The organism is Nonomuraea cavernae (genome assembly GCF_014646355.1).
Classification (GTDB): domain Bacteria; phylum Actinomycetota; class Actinomycetes; order Streptosporangiales; family Streptosporangiaceae; genus Nonomuraea; species Nonomuraea cavernae.
In genome coordinates this window covers 81924-97415 of sequence record NZ_BMNH01000013.1, presented here as the reverse complement: position 1 = coordinate 97415, position 15492 = coordinate 81924, and the positions used below count along the sequence as shown (strand labels likewise).

The 15492-nt window shown below is 71.3% G+C and carries 13 protein-coding genes; 1 reads left to right on the top strand and 12 read right to left on the bottom strand.

All coding sequences use genetic code 11. The features are described from left to right. Position 1 precedes the first annotated feature (1 nt). Positions 2 to 1213 carry an RNA-guided endonuclease InsQ/TnpB family protein gene (locus IEY82_RS21425; protein WP_189125963.1) on the bottom strand — a complete coding sequence of 404 codons (1212 nt, stop codon included), beginning with the start codon at positions 1211 to 1213 and terminating at the stop codon, positions 2 to 4. Between IEY82_RS21425 and tnpA the strand changes: the two genes are divergently transcribed. Next, a complete protein-coding gene (gene tnpA / locus IEY82_RS21420) occupies positions 1212 to 1610 on the top strand; it encodes an IS200/IS605 family transposase (RefSeq protein WP_189125962.1) in 399 nt (132 codons plus the stop codon). The genes IEY82_RS21425 and tnpA overlap by 2 nt on opposite strands. A gap of 79 nt (positions 1611 to 1689) precedes the next feature. Here tnpA and IEY82_RS21415 read toward each other — a convergent pair whose 3' ends face one another. The 11 genes from IEY82_RS21415 to IEY82_RS21365 form a co-directional block, all read right to left on the bottom strand. After that, a complete protein-coding gene (locus IEY82_RS21415) occupies positions 1690 to 2454 on the bottom strand; it encodes a class I SAM-dependent methyltransferase (RefSeq protein WP_189125961.1) in 765 nt (254 codons plus the stop codon). Beyond that, positions 2454 to 3134, bottom strand: a complete 681-nt coding sequence (locus tag IEY82_RS21410; protein ID WP_189125960.1) for a DUF4191 domain-containing protein — start codon at positions 3132 to 3134, stop codon at positions 2454 to 2456. The genes IEY82_RS21415 and IEY82_RS21410 overlap by 1 nt, the downstream gene beginning before the upstream one ends. Before the next feature lie 67 nt (positions 3135 to 3201). After that, complete coding sequence (locus IEY82_RS21405) at positions 3202 to 5613, bottom strand: beta-glucosidase H (RefSeq protein ID WP_225263565.1); 2412 nt, start codon at positions 5611 to 5613, stop codon at positions 3202 to 3204. A gap of 118 nt (positions 5614 to 5731) precedes the next feature. After that, positions 5732 to 6661 (bottom strand): lipoyl synthase, encoded by a 930-nt coding sequence (gene lipA, locus IEY82_RS21400; RefSeq protein ID WP_189125959.1) that lies wholly within the window; start codon positions 6659 to 6661, stop codon positions 5732 to 5734. Between the two features lie 251 nt (positions 6662 to 6912). Beyond that, a complete protein-coding gene (locus tag IEY82_RS21395; protein WP_189125958.1) occupies positions 6913 to 7893 on the bottom strand; it encodes a M48 family metalloprotease in 981 nt (326 codons plus the stop codon). Positions 7894 to 7974: 81 nt separating this feature from the next. Beyond that, positions 7975 to 8667 carry a lipoyl(octanoyl) transferase LipB gene (gene lipB, locus IEY82_RS21390; RefSeq protein WP_189125957.1) on the bottom strand — a complete coding sequence of 231 codons (693 nt, stop codon included), beginning with the start codon at positions 8665 to 8667 and terminating at the stop codon, positions 7975 to 7977. Positions 8668 to 8705: 38 nt separating this feature from the next. Beyond that, positions 8706 to 9443: a Type 1 glutamine amidotransferase-like domain-containing protein gene (locus IEY82_RS21385; protein WP_189125956.1), complete on the bottom strand. Its 738-nt coding sequence runs from the start codon at positions 9441 to 9443 to the stop codon at positions 8706 to 8708. A gap of 372 nt (positions 9444 to 9815) precedes the next feature. Next, complete coding sequence (locus IEY82_RS21380) at positions 9816 to 10709, bottom strand: TIGR01777 family oxidoreductase (RefSeq protein WP_189125955.1); 894 nt, start codon at positions 10707 to 10709, stop codon at positions 9816 to 9818. Between the two features lie 289 nt (positions 10710 to 10998). Then, complete coding sequence (gene sucB, locus IEY82_RS21375) at positions 10999 to 12465, bottom strand: 2-oxoglutarate dehydrogenase, E2 component, dihydrolipoamide succinyltransferase (protein ID WP_189125954.1); 1467 nt, start codon at positions 12463 to 12465, stop codon at positions 10999 to 11001. A 37-nt stretch (positions 12466 to 12502) separates the two neighbouring features. Further along, a complete protein-coding gene (gene lpdA, locus IEY82_RS21370; protein ID WP_189125953.1) occupies positions 12503 to 13867 on the bottom strand; it encodes a dihydrolipoyl dehydrogenase in 1365 nt (454 codons plus the stop codon). 51 nt (positions 13868 to 13918) lie between these two features. Next, positions 13919 to 15406 (bottom strand): leucyl aminopeptidase, encoded by a 1488-nt coding sequence (locus IEY82_RS21365; RefSeq protein ID WP_189125952.1) that lies wholly within the window; start codon positions 15404 to 15406, stop codon positions 13919 to 13921. Between the last annotated feature and the right edge of the window lie 86 nt (positions 15407 to 15492).

Sequence of the window (15492 nt, the reverse complement as noted above, 5' to 3'; positions counted from 1 at the left end):
GTCAGGCAGCGTGACTCACTGCCCAGCTGGTGACACCGCGTGCGGCGATGTTACGAGCTGCGTTGACGTCGGCGTGCTCAGCGAAGCCGCACGACGTACAGGCGAACCTGGCCTGGCCCGGCCGGTTCTTCTTGTCCACGTGCCCGCAGGCCGAGCAGGCTTGCGAGGTGTAGGCCGGGTCCACCCAGACCAGGGCGACACCGGCGCGGGCCGCCTTGTAGGCGATGAAATGGCCGAGCTGGTGAAAGCTCCACGTGTGCAGCGTGACCCGCTGGGGCTTGCGGAGCCGTACCCGGTCGCGGATGCCCTGGAGATTCTCCAGGGCGATGCCTCGCCCGGTGCGTGCAGCCTCGGTCACGATGCGCTTGGCGATGGTGTGGTTGAGGTCGGCGGCAAAACGCGCCTCGGCGCGGCGGCGTCTCTTCAGCAGCCGTTTCGCGGACTTGGTCTGCTTGGTCTGCAGGCGGCGGCGCAGCTCCCGGTGGCGGTGACGGACCGCGTTCAAGGTCTTGCCGCTGTGGCGGACACCATCGCCGGTGCTGGTGGCGGTGGTGGCGATGTTGGCGATCCCCAGATCCACCCCGGTGAATCCGTCCGGCGCGCCCACCGGCACGTCCGGCAGGTCGCAAGTGGCGACGAGGAACCACATGCCATCGCGGTAGAGAAGGTCGGATTCGCCCTTACGGTGAGCGGCCAGCATGGTGAGCTGATCGGCCGAAGCGGTGAACGCCACGCCCTTCATTCGCCCACCTGTGGTCCAGATCGACACCGTGCGCGCGTTCAGCTGCCAGGACAGGCAGCGGTCGTCGAACGGCTGGGCCGCGCCAGGACGAAAGACGATCGGCCTGGCCTGGACCCGTTCACGCCAGGCGGAGCCGGGCCTGCCCAGATGGCCGTTGCGGAGATTGGCGTGCAGGGTGGCGTAGGCGTCGGCGACCTTCTTGATGACATGCTGCGCGGCCTGAGCCGCCAGCCCGTACCTGTCCTTGACCTGCCCATAGACGTGCTTACGCAGATCATAGTTGCGAAACACCCGCTGGGTATGGGCGAGCGCCGCCACCCAGGTGGCCGCGTCGTTGGCCGCGCGCAACGTCGCCTCCAGCGCCGCCGCCTGCTCAGGCGTCGGCAGCAGCTTGACCTGCACCACCAGCTTCACCTCGAACACATTATCGCCAAGCCCACGCCGCCGGATTGGAAAACCGAACCCCGGCATGAGAAGGGGGCGAAGCGTTGTCTACTCGCTTCACGCGCATTTGGTCTTCATTCCGAAATATCGGTGTGGTGTGTTCACCAACGAGATTCCGCCTCGCTGCGAAGACATCATGATCGAGGCGTGCGACAGCTTCGGGGCGGAGCCGGCCGAGTTCAACGGCGAGGAAGATCACGTGCACCTGCTCGTGCACTACCCGCCCAAAGTCGCCCTCTCGACGCTGGTGAACAGCATCAAGGGCGTGTCCGCCCAGCTTCTGCGCAAGGAGTATCCGGCAGACATCCGTAAGTACCTGTGGGGCGGGCATTTCTGGTCGCCGTCGTACTTCGCCGCCTCCTGCGGCGGCGCACCACTATCGATCATCAAGGAGTACATCGACAACCACAAACGCCCGGGCTGAGCCACCCGTCACCACACCGCCCGGCCCTTGACGGCCCTCCCGCGCTGTCGTTTCCTCCCAGGCGTGAACGCCCGGGGTTTCACGCCAGATTTACGCTGAAGATCGCGGTGCCCGGCAGGTGACGGCCGCGCAGCGGGCTCCAGCCGCCCCACACCCGCTCGTGGCCCTGCGGCCATTCGGGCTCCAGCAGGCCGGTGAGGCTCAGCCCGGAGGCGACGACGAGGCCGACCCAGTCGCCCATCGTGCGGTGGTGCTCGACGTAGGTCAGGGTGCCGTCGTCGTCGCGTTCGACGTAGGGGGAGCGGTCGAAGTAGGAGCGGTCGGAGGTCAGCCCGCGCGGCCCCGGATCGTCCGGGAAGGCCCAGCGGATCGGATGGCTGACGGAGAAGACGAACCGGCCGCCTGGGCGCAGCACCCGGCGCACCTCACGCAGCACGGCCAGCGGATCGGCCACGAACGGCAGCGCCCCGAAGGCCGAGCAGGCCAGGTCGAAACAGGCGTCGGCGAACGGCAACGCCTCGGCGTCGGCCTGCACCACCGGCACCCGCACCCCGGTGTCGAGATCGATGCGCCGCGCATGACGGAGCTGCCGGTGCGACAGGTCGAACGCCGCCACCTGGGCGCCCCGCGTCACCAGCCACCGCGCGCACTGCGCCGCGCCGCAGCCGACCTCCAGCACCCGCCGTCCGCGCACCTCGCCCAGCAGGCCCGCCTCGTCCTCGTCGACGCCTTCGGGACACCAGACGAAACCGGTGTCACGCAGGAAGTCGCCATGCTCGACCTGGTAGTCGTCGGCGTTGCCGTCCCACCAGCCGCGGTTGGCCCGCGAGGAGACCGACGGCACTAGCGCATCTTGGGGCCGCGCGGCATGCGGGCGCCCTTGGGCATCGGCCCCTTGGGCATCGGCATGTTCTTCGGCAGCGACCGCAGGCGGTCCTTGACCTCGTTGACGGCGGGCTTCTTCAGGTTGCGCGGCAGCTTCATGATGTGGCGCTGCAGCTTGGCCAGCGGCACCTGACCCTCGCCGTCGCCGCACTGGATGTCGTAGATCTCGACGCCCAGCACCACCCGCGCGACCCGCTTCTTCTCCGCCGCGAGCATCCGGCCGACCCGGTTGCCCGGCCCCTCGGACACCAGGACCACACCCGGGTGGCCGATGATCAGGTGGATCAGGTCCTGGTCACGGTTGACCGCGATCGCCGGGGTCACCTGCCAGTTGCCGCGCATGCCCTGCAGCACCGCGGCGGCGGCGCCGGTCTGACCGTGCAGGATCGAGTATTGGGCCTTCTGCGCCAGCTGCCCGAAGACCACCAGGCCCACGGTGATGGCCGCCAGGATGCCGAGGAACACCGAATACCACAGGAAGTCCGTGACCAGGCCGATCACGATCACCACAGCGAGCGTGCCGACCGCCGAGAGGAAGACGATCGGCAACCCCTTGGGGTTGGCCTGCTTGATGACCTGCGCGATCATGCGGAGCTGCTTGATGCGCCCCGGCTTCTCTGGGTCCACGGACTTCGCCATGTCTTGAAGGATACAAACCAACCGGTGATGAAAGGAAAACGTGACCTGCCCGTGCGGCTCCGGGCCGTCAGATCCGCAGCGTCGCCGACAGGCGTCGGTCACCCACGTCGTGAGCCGCCTCCAGGGTGTGCTCGCCCGGGACCACCCGCCAGCCGTCCGCCGTCCAGCTCTGGAAGGCGCGCTCCGGCAGGTCGATGGTGGTGATCACCGTCTGGCCGGGATCGGCCTCCACCACGTCGAATCCGGCCAGCCGCCGGTCCCGGCCGCCGGTGGAGACGTAGATCTGGACGACCTCCCTGCCCGGCCGCTCGCCCGTGTTGGTCAGCGCCACCGTGACCGAGGACCCCTCGGCCGCGATCGAGTCGTAGGACCAGGTGGTGTAGCCCAAACCGTGACCGAACCGGAAGGCGGGAACCCGGCCGGCCCGCTCCCAGGCCCGGTAGCCGATGTGCACGCCCTCGTCGTAGCCGACCACGCCGTCGACCGGCGTGACGTCGCAGACCGGCACGTCGGCCAGGCGGGCCGGCCACGTCGTGGGCAGCCGGCCGCCCGGCTCGGCGTCGCCGAACAGCACGTCCGCCAGGGCCCCACCCGCCTCCTGGCCGGGGAACCAGGTGAGCAGCACCGCGGCCACCGAGTCGCGCCACGGCATCTCGACCGGCGAACCGGCGTTGACCACGACGACCGTGCGCGGGTTGGCGGCGGCCACCGCGCTGATGAGCTCGTCCTGGTGACCTGGCAGGCGCAGGTCGGAGCGGTCGAAGCCTTCGCTCTCCACCTCCCGCGTGGTGGACGCCACCACGACCGCCACGTCACAGCCGGCCGCCGTGCGGACCGCCTCGGCGATCAGCTCCTCCTCGCCGGGCGACGGGTCGCGGTGGCCGAGCGTGAACGCCACGAACGCCAGGTCGCCGAACACGTGCGCCCCGTGCGTGACGGTCAGCTCGTACGGCCGGCCCGCGGCCAGCTCGACCGTGAAGCGCTCCTCGGGCGGCGCCAGGAACGCGGCCGCGGGGTCGCCGCCCACCGCCTCGACGGCCGCGTCGAACACCGTCTCGCCGTCCACCGTCACGGTGAACGCGCCCACCCCGGACACCGACAGCTCGTGCCCGCCCGCCCGGCCGGGCGTGTACGTGGCGCCGATCCGGACCGCCCTTACCCTGGCGGCGTCCACGCCTCGCGGGAGCCGGCCGATCCAGCGCGCCTCCGTGCCGGGCAGCGCGTGTTCGGCCAGCACCGTGCCGTCGCGGTCGAGGAACCAGGCCGTGGCCGGCACGGGCAGCGGTGACAGACGGGCGCGCGGGTCGGTACCCAGCGCGTAGCGGACCTCGACCTCCGGCCGTTCGCGCAGCCCCTCCAGCGGCGAGACCACCCGGTCGGGGAACACCTGAGCGCTGCCGCCGCCCATCACCCGTGCCTCGTCCGCGGCCGACCCGATCAACGCCACGGTCCGGACGCCCCGCAGGGGGAGGAGGTCGCGGTCGTTCCTGAGCAGGGTGAAGCTCCGCGCGGCCACCTCCCGGGCCAGCGCCACCCCGTCGATCTCCGTACCCTCCGGCCTCGCCGCCCCGGCCTGTTCGCGGCCGTACGCCTCGACCGGCTGGGCCGCCACCCCGGACGGACCGGGCGGGCGCAGGGCGCCGACGCGGTGCGCGAGCCGCAGGACGCGGCGGACCCGGTCGTCGACGGCCGCCTCGGGAACACGTCCGGCGCGCACGGCCGCCTCCAGCCTGTCGCCCCACGGCCCGCCCGGACCCGGCATGGCCACGTCGGTGCCGCCCAGTGCCGCCGCCTCGGTGGTGCGCACCGCCGTCCAGTCGGACACCACGCACCCGTCGAACCCCCACTCGCCCTTCAGTACGCCGTTGACCAGCGGCGCGTGCTCGGTCATGGTGATGCCGTTGACCGCGTTGTAGGCGGTCATGACGCCCCAGGCACCCGCCCGCACCAGCCGCTCGAACGGCCGCAGATAGACCTCGCGCAGCGCCTGCTCGCTCACCCTGACGTTCACGGTGAAGCGGTCGGTCTCGAAGTCGTTGGCCACGAAATGCTTGGGCGTGGTGCCGACCCCGCCCTCCTGCACTCCCTCGACGTAGCCGGCCGCGATCTCGCCGGTCAGGAAGGGGTCCTCGGAGAAGCACTCGAAGTGGCGCCCGCCCAGCGGGGAGCGGTGCAGGTTGACGGTCGGCGCCAGCAGCACGTGCACCCCCTTGCGCCTGGCCTCCTGGGCGAGCAGCCGGCCTACCCGCCTGACCAGCTCGACGTCCCAGGTCGCGGCCAGGGCGGTGGGGCTGGGCAGCGCGATCGAGGGATCGCCGGCGCTCCACTGCTCACCGCGCACCCCGATCGGGCCGTCGCTCATCACCAGCCGTTCGAGCCCGATCTCGGGAACGGGCGGCAGCGACCACATGTCGGCCCCGGTGAGCATGCGGATCTTGGTGCTGAGGTCCAGTCTGCCGATCAGTTCGTCGAAGTCCACTTCCACAGTGTCGGACCGGACCCGGCCGCCGGGAAGATCCGGCCCGCCGGTTTCGTCCCCGAACACGCGACAGACCGCACCCCGGAGCCGGGGAGCGGTCTGGGGCGGGCGGCGACGCTCAGGTGGTCTGGCGTGCAGCGATCGCCTGCTGGTAGAGCCGGCCCGCGCGGTAGGACGAACGGACCAGCGGCCCCGACAGGACCCCGGCGAACCCGATGGCCTCGGCCTCGGCCTGGAGCTCCACGAACTCCTCCGGCTTGACCCAGCGCTCCACCGGGTGATGCCGGGGCGTGGGCCGCAGGTACTGGGTGATCGTGAGCAGGTCGGTGCCGGCCGCGTGCAGGTCGCGCATGGCCTCGACGATCTCCTCGCGGGTCTCGCCCATGCCCAGGATCAGGTTGGACTTGGTGACCAGACCGGCCTCGCGGGCCATCGTGATCACCGCGAGGGAGCGGTCGTAGCGGAACGCGGGGCGGATCCGCTTGAAGATGCGCGGCACCGTCTCCACGTTGTGGGCGAACACCTCGGGCTCGGCCGAGAAGACCTCCTCGAGCTGGTCGCGGTCGCCGTTGAAGTCGGGCACCAGCAGCTCGACGCCGCAGCCGGGCAGCAGCGCGTGGATCTGCCGGGCGGTCTCCGCGTAGAGCCAGGCGCCGCCGTCGGGCAGGTCGTCACGGGCCACCCCGGTCACCGTGGCGTAGCGCAGGCCCATCTGCTGGACGGACTCGGCCACGCGGCGGGGCTCGTCGCGGTCGTACTCCTTGGGCTTGCCCGTGTCGATCTGGCAGAAGTCGCAGCGGCGCGTGCACTGGTCGCCGCCGATGAGGAAGGTCGCCTCGCGGTCTTCCCAGCACTCGTAGATATTGGGACAGCCCGCCTCTTCACAGACCGTGTGCAGGCCCTCCCGGCGCACGAGCGATTTGAGCTCGGTGTATTCGGGGCCCGTCTTCAGCTTGGTCTTGATCCACGGGGGCTTGCGCTCGATAGGGGTCTCGGCGTTGCGCACCTCCAGGCGGAGGAGCTTTCGGCCTTCAGGAGCAACGGTCACCACCACAGCTTACGTCCCGGGCCGCACCGGCTCAGTCGCGGGTGGCGAACCCCCCTCGAACCCCTCGATCGAACCCCTCGAACCCCCCGAACTCCAGGAACTCCACGAACACCCCCGAACCACCCGTGCCCGTCCGGCGAACCACGCACGAACCACGCATGAACCACGCACGAACCACGCACGAACCACGCACGAACCACCCACGAACCACGCACGCCGCGCCCGCACGCCGCACGTCGCACGCCGCGCGGTCAGCTGATCAGGCCGAAGCCGCGGATCGCCCTGGTGTAGTGGGCGAGCAACTCGTCGTCGATCCGATCCGACTCGGCCGAGCCGAGCAACTCCCGGCCGGGCGTCGTCAGCGCCACCTCGGAGAGCCGGGCGCGATCCAGGGCGCCCGCCCTGATGGCCGTGATGTTCTCGCCGCGCAGCGCCGCCGCCTGCATCGGCGCCAGATAGCGCCCGCTGGCCAGCAGCGCGCCGAGCTCGGCCGACTCCCTCTCCGGGACGATCCGTGCGGCCAGCGCCTCACGCCTGCGCCGGACGCGGTCGGCGTCGGCCCGCGCCAGCCGGGTCAGCACGTGCTCGGTCAGCAGCACCGGACCGCCGAGCACCCGCCCGAGGAGCCGGCCGAACATCCCCGCCACCTCGTACGTGGTGCCCGGATGGTCCAGCCCGCCCAGTGACGAGGCCGCGACCTTGGTCTGCGCCTCCTCTCGCGCGCGCAGCGGCGCCGCCCCGATCAGCGCCTGCCGCCACTCGCCCAGGGTCGACAGCGCGCCGTCCACGACAAGCTCCTCCATGGTCGGGGTCTCGGCGTAGGCCACGGCCAGCGCCACCACCCGCTGACGCGGTGACAGGGCCAGCCACAGGGGCAGGCCGACGACCAGCACCGGCTCCCTGAACGGCCCGCCGCGCAGGCAGCGCGTCGCCGGCTCAAGGTCGCGGACCGCCACCCTGCCGGGCCGCCGCACCCCGATCCGGTCGGCCACCCGTTCCGCGGCGCCGTACAGCTCCTTGGCCGCCGGACGGTCGAGCACCTCGGCGTCGGCGGGGAGGGCGACGCCGAGCCGGGGGCGCAGCATCCAGCCGAGCGCGATGAGCAGGGCGCCGACCAGCCACCCGGCGAGCAGCTCGGAGTTGACCACGATCGTCCACGTGCCCAGCACGACGCAGGCGAGCGTCAGCGCGTGCACCACGATGGCCACAAGCAGAGCGAGGGGACGCTTCACAGGCCCGATCGTAGGCGCGCAGGATGCGCTCGGACAGGCCTGATCGTGAGCGGAGGGCGCGCCTGGACCGGAGGCCGGGCGTCAGCGGCGCATCAGATCCTCTTCGTGCAGGTCGAACGGCTCCATGCCGAGCGCCTCGGCCAGCCGCTTCTCGGCGATCGGCAGGACCTCCTCGACCACGATCCGCCTGCCGGTCTCGGCGGACAGTGAGGAGACGCCCACGTCGGGGATGCCGCACGGCACGATCCGGTTGAACCACCGGGGGTCGTTGGCGCAGTTGAGCGCGAAGCCGTGCATGGTGACGCCTCCGGTGACCCGGATGCCGACCGCGCCGAGCTGACGATCGGGCAGGCCGAGGCTGGGGTCGCCGGCCGCCCACACGCCGGCGCGCCCGGTCGCGCGCCGCGCCGTGACGCCGAAATCGGCGCAGATCTGGATCATCGCCTCTTCGAGCCGGCAGATGTAGGTGACCACATCGGTGATGGCGATGACCGGGTAGGCGACCAACTGGCCGGGACCGTGCCAGGTGACGCGGCCGCCCCGGTCGACGTCGATCACCGGCGTGCCGTCGGCGGGCCGCTCGTGGGGCGCGGTGCGCCGGCCCGCGGTGTAGACCGGGGCATGCTCCAGCAGGAGAACCGTGTCGGTCAGCTCGCCGGCGATTCGTTTGGCGTGCACCCGGCGCTGCAACGCCCAGGCCTGCTCGTAGGGGACATCGACACCGAGGCGGACGATGGCTAGTGCGTGGGGATCGACCCCGTGCTTGGGGCGCATGGGACCATTGTGCCGTTCCGTCACCCCTGAAGGGTAATTCAGGAGGTCAGCAGCCGCGGCTCGATCCTGAACTCCTTCACCCCGCCGGTCCCGTCGTGCTCGATCCGGTAGGCGAAGCCCTCGGGGTCGGTGGTGACCGCCTGGATGAACTCGGTGCCGACGTAGTGCAGCCCCACGCCCTCGTCTGCCGCGTAGCCGCTGGGCAGCTCGCCGGTGGCCACCGACTGCTGTAGCAGCGGGCGGCGCTGCGGCTCGCCGTTGTAGTGCACCCCGCACGAATAGGGCAGGAACGCCAGCCCGTCGGCCCACACGCGCAGCTCGGGGCCGAAGGAGTCGGTGTTGCCGCCGACGTGCCAGCACAGCGCCCCCGCGCTCTGACCGGACAGCACCACGCCCGATCGCCACGCCTCCTCGAAGGCCTCGTCGAGCCCGTGCAGCCGCCAGAGCGCCATCAGGTTGGCCACGCTGCCGCCGCTGACGTAGATCATGTCCTGCTCCAGCATCCACGCCCGCGGGTCGTCGACGTTGGGCATCGGGAAGACGGTCAGGTGGCTCAGCTCGACGTCCCAGCCGGCGAACGCGCCGTACATCTTCAGCAGCCAGCTGCTGTCGTCGCCGACGGCGGTCGCGAGCAGGCCCAGCTTGGGGCGGTCCTGGCCGGTCAGGTCGAGGGCGTATCGGAGCAGCGGGCTCGCCTCCATGAATCCGTAGCGCCCACTGGGGCGGAAGGATCCGCCGCCGATGGCAAGGATGTGCGACTGCCCTGACCTGGTCATCGGGAACCTCCGTGGAGAGCCCCGCCTTCCGGCGGGGGAGGAGTCGGACCCCTGCGGAGCAGGGCAGGGGCAGGCGATTGGCCGCCGGGCGGAGCGCCGTCGAAACGCCGCGCGACACCGGACGGTTCGGTAGTGTGTTCGACGGTGGCGACAGCCAAGCCGCCGGACGAACGATCGGAGACACCCTCGCCGCAGGGCTTGCGGAGAGGCGAAACGCCTGTGGAGCCGGTGTAAGACCTCAACGAGAGTCCTCTCTCGGGCGGGCGACCGGCGGTGAAGCAGGAAGCCCGACCGGCGACGGTCGGAATCCCGGTTCTTCCGAGCCGGGAGGATGTCAAGTCGGAGTCTCCTCGATGAAGGACGGACGGCACACTAGAGTACGGCGCGCAGTGCCTCGTCGAGACTGGTATGGGCGAAGCCGTACCCCGTGTCCTGCAGCTTCCGGGGAAGGATCTTGTGTCCGGACAGCAGCCCCTCTTTGGCGAACTCACCGATCCCCAGACTCAGCGCGAAGGCCGGGACGGGCATCGGCATGGTGCCCTTGCGCAGGGCTTTTCCGAGGGTCCTGGTGAACTCCGCGTTGGTGACGGGGGTGGGGGAGGTGAGATTGACCGGCCCCGACAAATCCCGATTTTTCAGGATGTGCAGCGTGGCCCCCACCCAGTCGTCCTCCGCGATCCACGACCAGTACTGCTTGCCCGACCCCAGCGGCGCGCCCAGCCCCATCCTGAAGATCGGCAGCATCCGCCCGAGCGCCCCGCCCCGCCCGCTCAGCACCAGCCCGGTGCGCAGCTGGGCGGTCCGCACGCCGAACGACCCGGCCTCCCGCGCCTCGCCCTCCCACCGCGCGCACAGGTCGGCCAGGAACCCCTCGCCCCTGCCGGTGTCCTCGTCGACCACCCGGTCACCGGTGTCTCCGTAGAAGTCGACCCCGGACGCCGACACCAGCACCTCGGGCGGCTGTGACAGCTCCCGCAGGGCGCCGACCAGCGTCCGCGTGCTGTCGACGCGGCTGCGCACCAGCTCCCGCTTGTAGGCGGGGGTCCACCGCCGGTCCGCGATCGGCGCACCGGCCAGGTGCACCACCGCCTCGGCGCCCTCGATCGCGGCCGGATCGAGCACGTTCTCGGCGGGCTGCCAGAACACCTCGTCGTCCCCGCGCGGCTCCCGCCGCACCAACGTGACGACCCGCTCGCCGTCACCCCGGAGCGCCTTGACCAGCGCACTTCCCAGCAGGCCCGACGCCCCGCTCACCACAACAGCCATCCCCGCTATATCTCCCTCATGCCACGAAATATCCACCAGCCCTGATATCCACCAGCCCTGCTGAACGCGTCGGCCCCGGCCCACCGGACGTCGTCACGGCGGGCCGCCCTGTGCGGGTCAGCGGCCGTATCCCTGGAGGGCCCCAGCCCCGGTCGGCGTCCGGCGCCGGCTTGGCCCGCCGTGACGGATGGGGGGTGTGGGGTGGGGGAACGTGAAACGGCCGGCCGGAGAACGCCGGCCGGCCATGGGAGGTGGGCCGGCCCGGCGGATCGCCGGGCCGGCCCAGGGATCAGGCGAGGCCGAGCTGGGCCTCGAAGCGGCCCTCTTCGAGGCGGCGCTTGATGGTGGTGAGGAAGCGGGCCGCGTCGGCGCCGTCGACCAGGCGGTGGTCGTAGGTCAGCGCCAGGTAGACCATCGAGCGGATCGCGATGACCTCGCCCTCGGGCGTGTCGATCACCACGGGACGCTTGACGACCGCGCCGGTGCCGAGCATGCCGACCTGCGGCTGGTTGAGGATCGGCGTGTCGAACAGCGCGCCCCGGCTGCCGGTGTTGGTGAGCGTGAACGTGCCGCCGGTGATCTCGTCGGGGGTCACCTTGTTGGCGCGGGTGCGCTCGGCCAGGTCGGCCGTCTTGCGGGCGAGCCCGGCGAGGTTGAGGTCGCCGGCGTTCTTGATGACGGCCGCGATGAGGCCACGCTCGGTGTCGACGGCGACGGCGAGGTGCTCGACGTCGAAGTAGGTGACCTCCATCGTCTCGTTGTTGATCGTCGCGTTGAGCTTGGGGTGCTGCTTGAGCGCCTCGATGGCGGCCATCTCGAAGAACGGCATGAACGACAGCTTGACGCCCTCGCGGCGCTGGAAGTCGGCCTTGGCCTGGTCGCGCAGCCGCGCGATCTTGGTGACGTCGACCTCGACGACCGTGGTGAGCTGCGCGGCGGTCTGCAGCGACTCGACCAGGCGCTTGGACATGGTCTGCCGCAGGCGCGACATCTTCTCGGTGCGGCCGCGCAGCGTGGTGTCGACCTCGACCGGCTCGGGAGCAGCGGCCTGGGCGGGCGCGGCGGCGGGCTGGGCGGCGGCGGGAGCCGGAGCCTGGGCGGCGGGGGCCGCCTGCGCGCGCTGCGTCTTGGCCGCCTCCAGCACGTCCTGCTTGCGGATGCGGCCGCCCACGCCGGTGCCGTTGACGGCGTCGAGGTCGACGCCGTGCTCGTTGGCGAGCTTGCGCACCAGCGGCGTCACATAGGGGCTCTCGCCGGAGGGCTGCGGCGGGGCCTGCTCGGCGGGCGCCTGCGGAGCCGGGGCCTGCGGTGCCGGTGCCTGCGGAGCAGGAGCCTGCTGGGCCGGTGCGGGCGCGGGCGGGGCCTGCGGTGCCGGGGCGGGCGGAGCATGCTGGGCCGGCGCCTGCTGGACGGGCTCGGGCTGCGCCGGGGCGGGCTGGGGGATCGAGGAGGCGGGAGCGGGCTCCGGCTCCGCGGCCGGGGCCTCCTGCTGAGCCGGGGCGGCGCCGCCGGCCTGGCCGTTCTCGTCGATGATGGCCAGCTCGGCGCCGACCTCGACGGTCTCGTCCTCAGCCACAACGATCTTGGTGACGACGCCCGCGGACGGCGACGGGATCTCGGTGTCGACCTTGTCGGTCGACACCTCCAGGAGCGGCTCGTCGGCCTCGACGCGCTCGCCTTCCTTCTTCAGCCAACGGGTTACCGTGCCCTCGGTAACGCTCTCGCCGAGCTGGGGCATCTGTACGGAGACCGGCATCGTTATCTTCTCTCGCGTTCTGATCTCGAGGGCTTGACTAGTTGTGGACGTGCAGCGGCTTGCCGGCCAGGGCCAGCATCGCCTCACCAACGGCCTCGGACTGGGTCGGGTGTGCGTGGATGAGCTGGGCGACCTCTGCGGGCAGCGCCTCCCAGTTGTAGATCAGCTGCCCCTCGGTGACGAGCTCACCGATGCGGCGGCCCACCATGTGGACGCCGACGACCGGCCCGTCCTTCTGGGCGATGACCTTGACGGCGCCGGCCGTGCCGAGGATCTGGCTCTTGGGATTGCCGGCGAGGTCGTAGACCTGCTCCACGATCTCCAGCCCGCGCTCGGCGGCCTGGGCGGAGGTGATGCCGACCGAGGCGACCTCGGGGTCGGAGTAGGTGATGCGCGGCACGCCCGCGTAGTCGATGGGCGGCGGGTTGAGGCCGGCGATGTGCTCGGCCACCATGATGCCCTCGGCGAACCCGGCGTGCGCCAGCTGCAACGTGGGGATCAGGTCGCCGATCGCGTAGACGCCCGGCACGGAGGTCTGGCAGTGCTCGTCGACCACGACCGCGCCGCGCTCGATGGCGATGCCGGCCTCCTCGAAGCCCATGCCCGAGGACACGGCGCCGCGGCCGACCGCGACCAGCAGGATCTCGGCGTCGAGGGTCTTGCCGTTGGCCAGGGTGACCACCACGCCCGTGTCGGTGGTCTTGGCGCTCTCGAAGAAGACGCCCAGTTCGTACTTGATGCCGCGGCGGCGGAAGGCGCGCTCCAGCAGCTTGGAGCTCGACTCCTCCTCGGTCGGCAGCAGGTGGGGCAGGGCCTCGACGATCGTGACCTCGGCCCCGAACGAGCGGTAGACGCTGGCCAGCTCGACGCCGATCACGCCGCCGCCCAGCACCACCACGGAGCTCGGCACGTGGTCCATGGTCAGGGTGTGCTCGCTGGTGATGACACGCTCACCGTCGATCTCCAGGCCGGGCAGCGACCTGGGCGCCGAGCCGGTGGCCAGCACGACGGCGCGGCCCTCGTAGACCTCGGAGCCGACCTGGATCGCGCGCTCTCCGACGAGGCGGCCCTCGCCCTCGACGATCGTCACGCCCGCGCCCTTGAGCAGGCCCTGCACGCCCTTCCAGGCGCGAGTGACGATCTTGTCCTTGAAGGCGTGGACGCCGGGGACGTCGATGCCCTCGAACCGCGCCTTGACGCCGAACGTCTCGCTCTCGCGCGTCTCGTCGGCGACCTCGGCGGAGTGCAGCAGAGCCTTCGTGGGGATGCATCCCCTGTGGAGGCAGGTGCCGCCGATCTTGTCCTTTTCGATCAGGGCGACGGTCTTGCCCAGCTCGGCCGCCCGCAGCGCGCAGGCGTAACCGCCGCTGCCGCCACCTAGGACGACGATGTCGTAGGCCACAGGAAGGCTCCTTGTCGGGGTGTTCGTGATGCCGTCATCTTTTCATTTGTTTCAGATGCTCGCGTGCCGCTCGGCGAGTCCGATGAGGGTGCGGGTGATCGCGCCGGTGCCGCCCTTGGGGGTGTAGCCGTGCGGCTCGCCCTTGTTGAACGCGGGTCCGGCCATGTCGATGTGCGCCCAGCGCACCCCGTCGGGCACGAACTCCTTCAGGAAGATGCCCGCGGTCAGCATGCCGCCCCAGCGCTCGGGGTGGAGGTTGGCGAGGTCGGCGATCGGGGAGTCGAGGCCCTTGCGCAGTTCCTCGGGCAGCGGCATGCCCCAGGCGCCCTCGCCCGCGTCGCCGGCGACCTCGACGACGAGCTCCCTGATCGCGTCGTCGTTGGCCATGACGCCGGCCGTGCGCCAGCCGAGCGCGACGATCTGCGCGCCGGTGAGGGTGGCGACGTCGACGATCAGGTCGGGGGAGTCCTCGGCGGCCCGCGCGATGCCGTCCATGAGCACCAGGCGGCCCTCGGCGTCGGTGTCGAGCACCTCGACGGTCTTGCCGCTGTAGCTGTGGAGGACGTCGGACGGGCGCTGCGCGGTGCCGCTGGGCAGGTTCTCGGCCAGGCAGAGGTAGCCGACGGCGTTGACCGGCAGGCCCAGGCGGGCGATGCCGACCAGTGCCCCGAAGACGGCGCCCGCGCCGCCCATGTCGGACTTCATCCAGTCCATGGACGCGGACGGCTTGAGCGACAGGCCGCCCGAGTCGAACGTGATGCCCTTGCCCACGAACGCCAGCGTCTTGCCGGCCTCCGGATGGGTGTAGGAGAGACGGACCAGGCGCGGCGGGTTGACCGAGCCCTGGCCGACGCCGATGAGGCCGCCGTAGCCGCCGTCCTTGAGCTGCTTCTCGTCGAGCACCTCGACGGTCAGCCCGGCCTCGGCGCCCGTCCGCTCGGCGATCTCGGCGAACTTCGCCGGCCACAGGTCGGACGGCGGTGTGTTGACCAGGTCGCGGACCAGGGCGACGGACTCGGCCAGCACGGTGGCGCGCTCGGCGGCGCTCGGGCCGTGGCCGTGCTCGCCGGCCTCGGCGGAGAGCACGGTCAGCTCGGCCACCGGCTCCTTGCGCTCGCCGTTGGTGCGGTAGCGGGAGTAGTCGTAGGCGCCCAGCAGCGCGCCGAGCGCGACGGCCTCGACCTCCTGGGCCGACGCGGCGGGCAGGGCCAGGGCGGCGCGGGCCGTGCCGGCCAGCGAGCGCACGGCGGCGCCGGCGGCGCGGCGCAGCCCCTCGGCGTCGGGCGACTCACCCAGGCCGACCGCGACCAGCAGCGGCGCGGTGATGGCGCCGAACACCGGCACCTTGGCGATCTCGCCGGGCTTGCCGGTGAACCCGACGGCGGCGAGGGAGGTGGCGAGCTTCCCGTCGAAGGCGGCGTCGAGACTTTCCGCTCCCGTCGCGGGGCGAGGGCCCTCCGGCCCGGAACGGAACCCGACGATCAGTGCGTCGGTGTCGAAAGAGACGAGGTCTGCTGAGTTCAGCCGCACAGTGGTCACGTAAACCGATGCTATCCAGGGTTTCCAGGTACTAACAAACAGGGGTTCATCCCATGAATCATTTACGCATCATGGTGCTATAGTCA

Coding starts and splice junctions, on each gene's coding strand:
- sucB (WP_189125954.1), bottom strand. CDS start 12,465: ATGCCGGTCTCCGTACAGATGCCCCAGCTCGGCGAGAGCGTTACCGAG.
- IEY82_RS21410 (WP_189125960.1), bottom strand. CDS start 3,134: ATGGCGAAGTCCGTGGACCCAGAGAAGCCGGGGCGCATCAAGCAGCTC.
- IEY82_RS21425 (WP_189125963.1), bottom strand. CDS start 1,213: ATGCCGGGGTTCGGTTTTCCAATCCGGCGGCGTGGGCTTGGCGATAAT.
- lipB (WP_189125957.1), bottom strand. CDS start 8,667: ATGCGCCCCAAGCACGGGGTCGATCCCCACGCACTAGCCATCGTCCGC.
- tnpA (WP_189125962.1), top strand. CDS start 1,212: ATGAGAAGGGGGCGAAGCGTTGTCTACTCGCTTCACGCGCATTTGGTC.
- IEY82_RS21380 (WP_189125955.1), bottom strand. CDS start 10,709: ATGGCTGTTGTGGTGAGCGGGGCGTCGGGCCTGCTGGGAAGTGCGCTG.
- IEY82_RS21385 (WP_189125956.1), bottom strand. CDS start 9,443: ATGACCAGGTCAGGGCAGTCGCACATCCTTGCCATCGGCGGCGGATCC.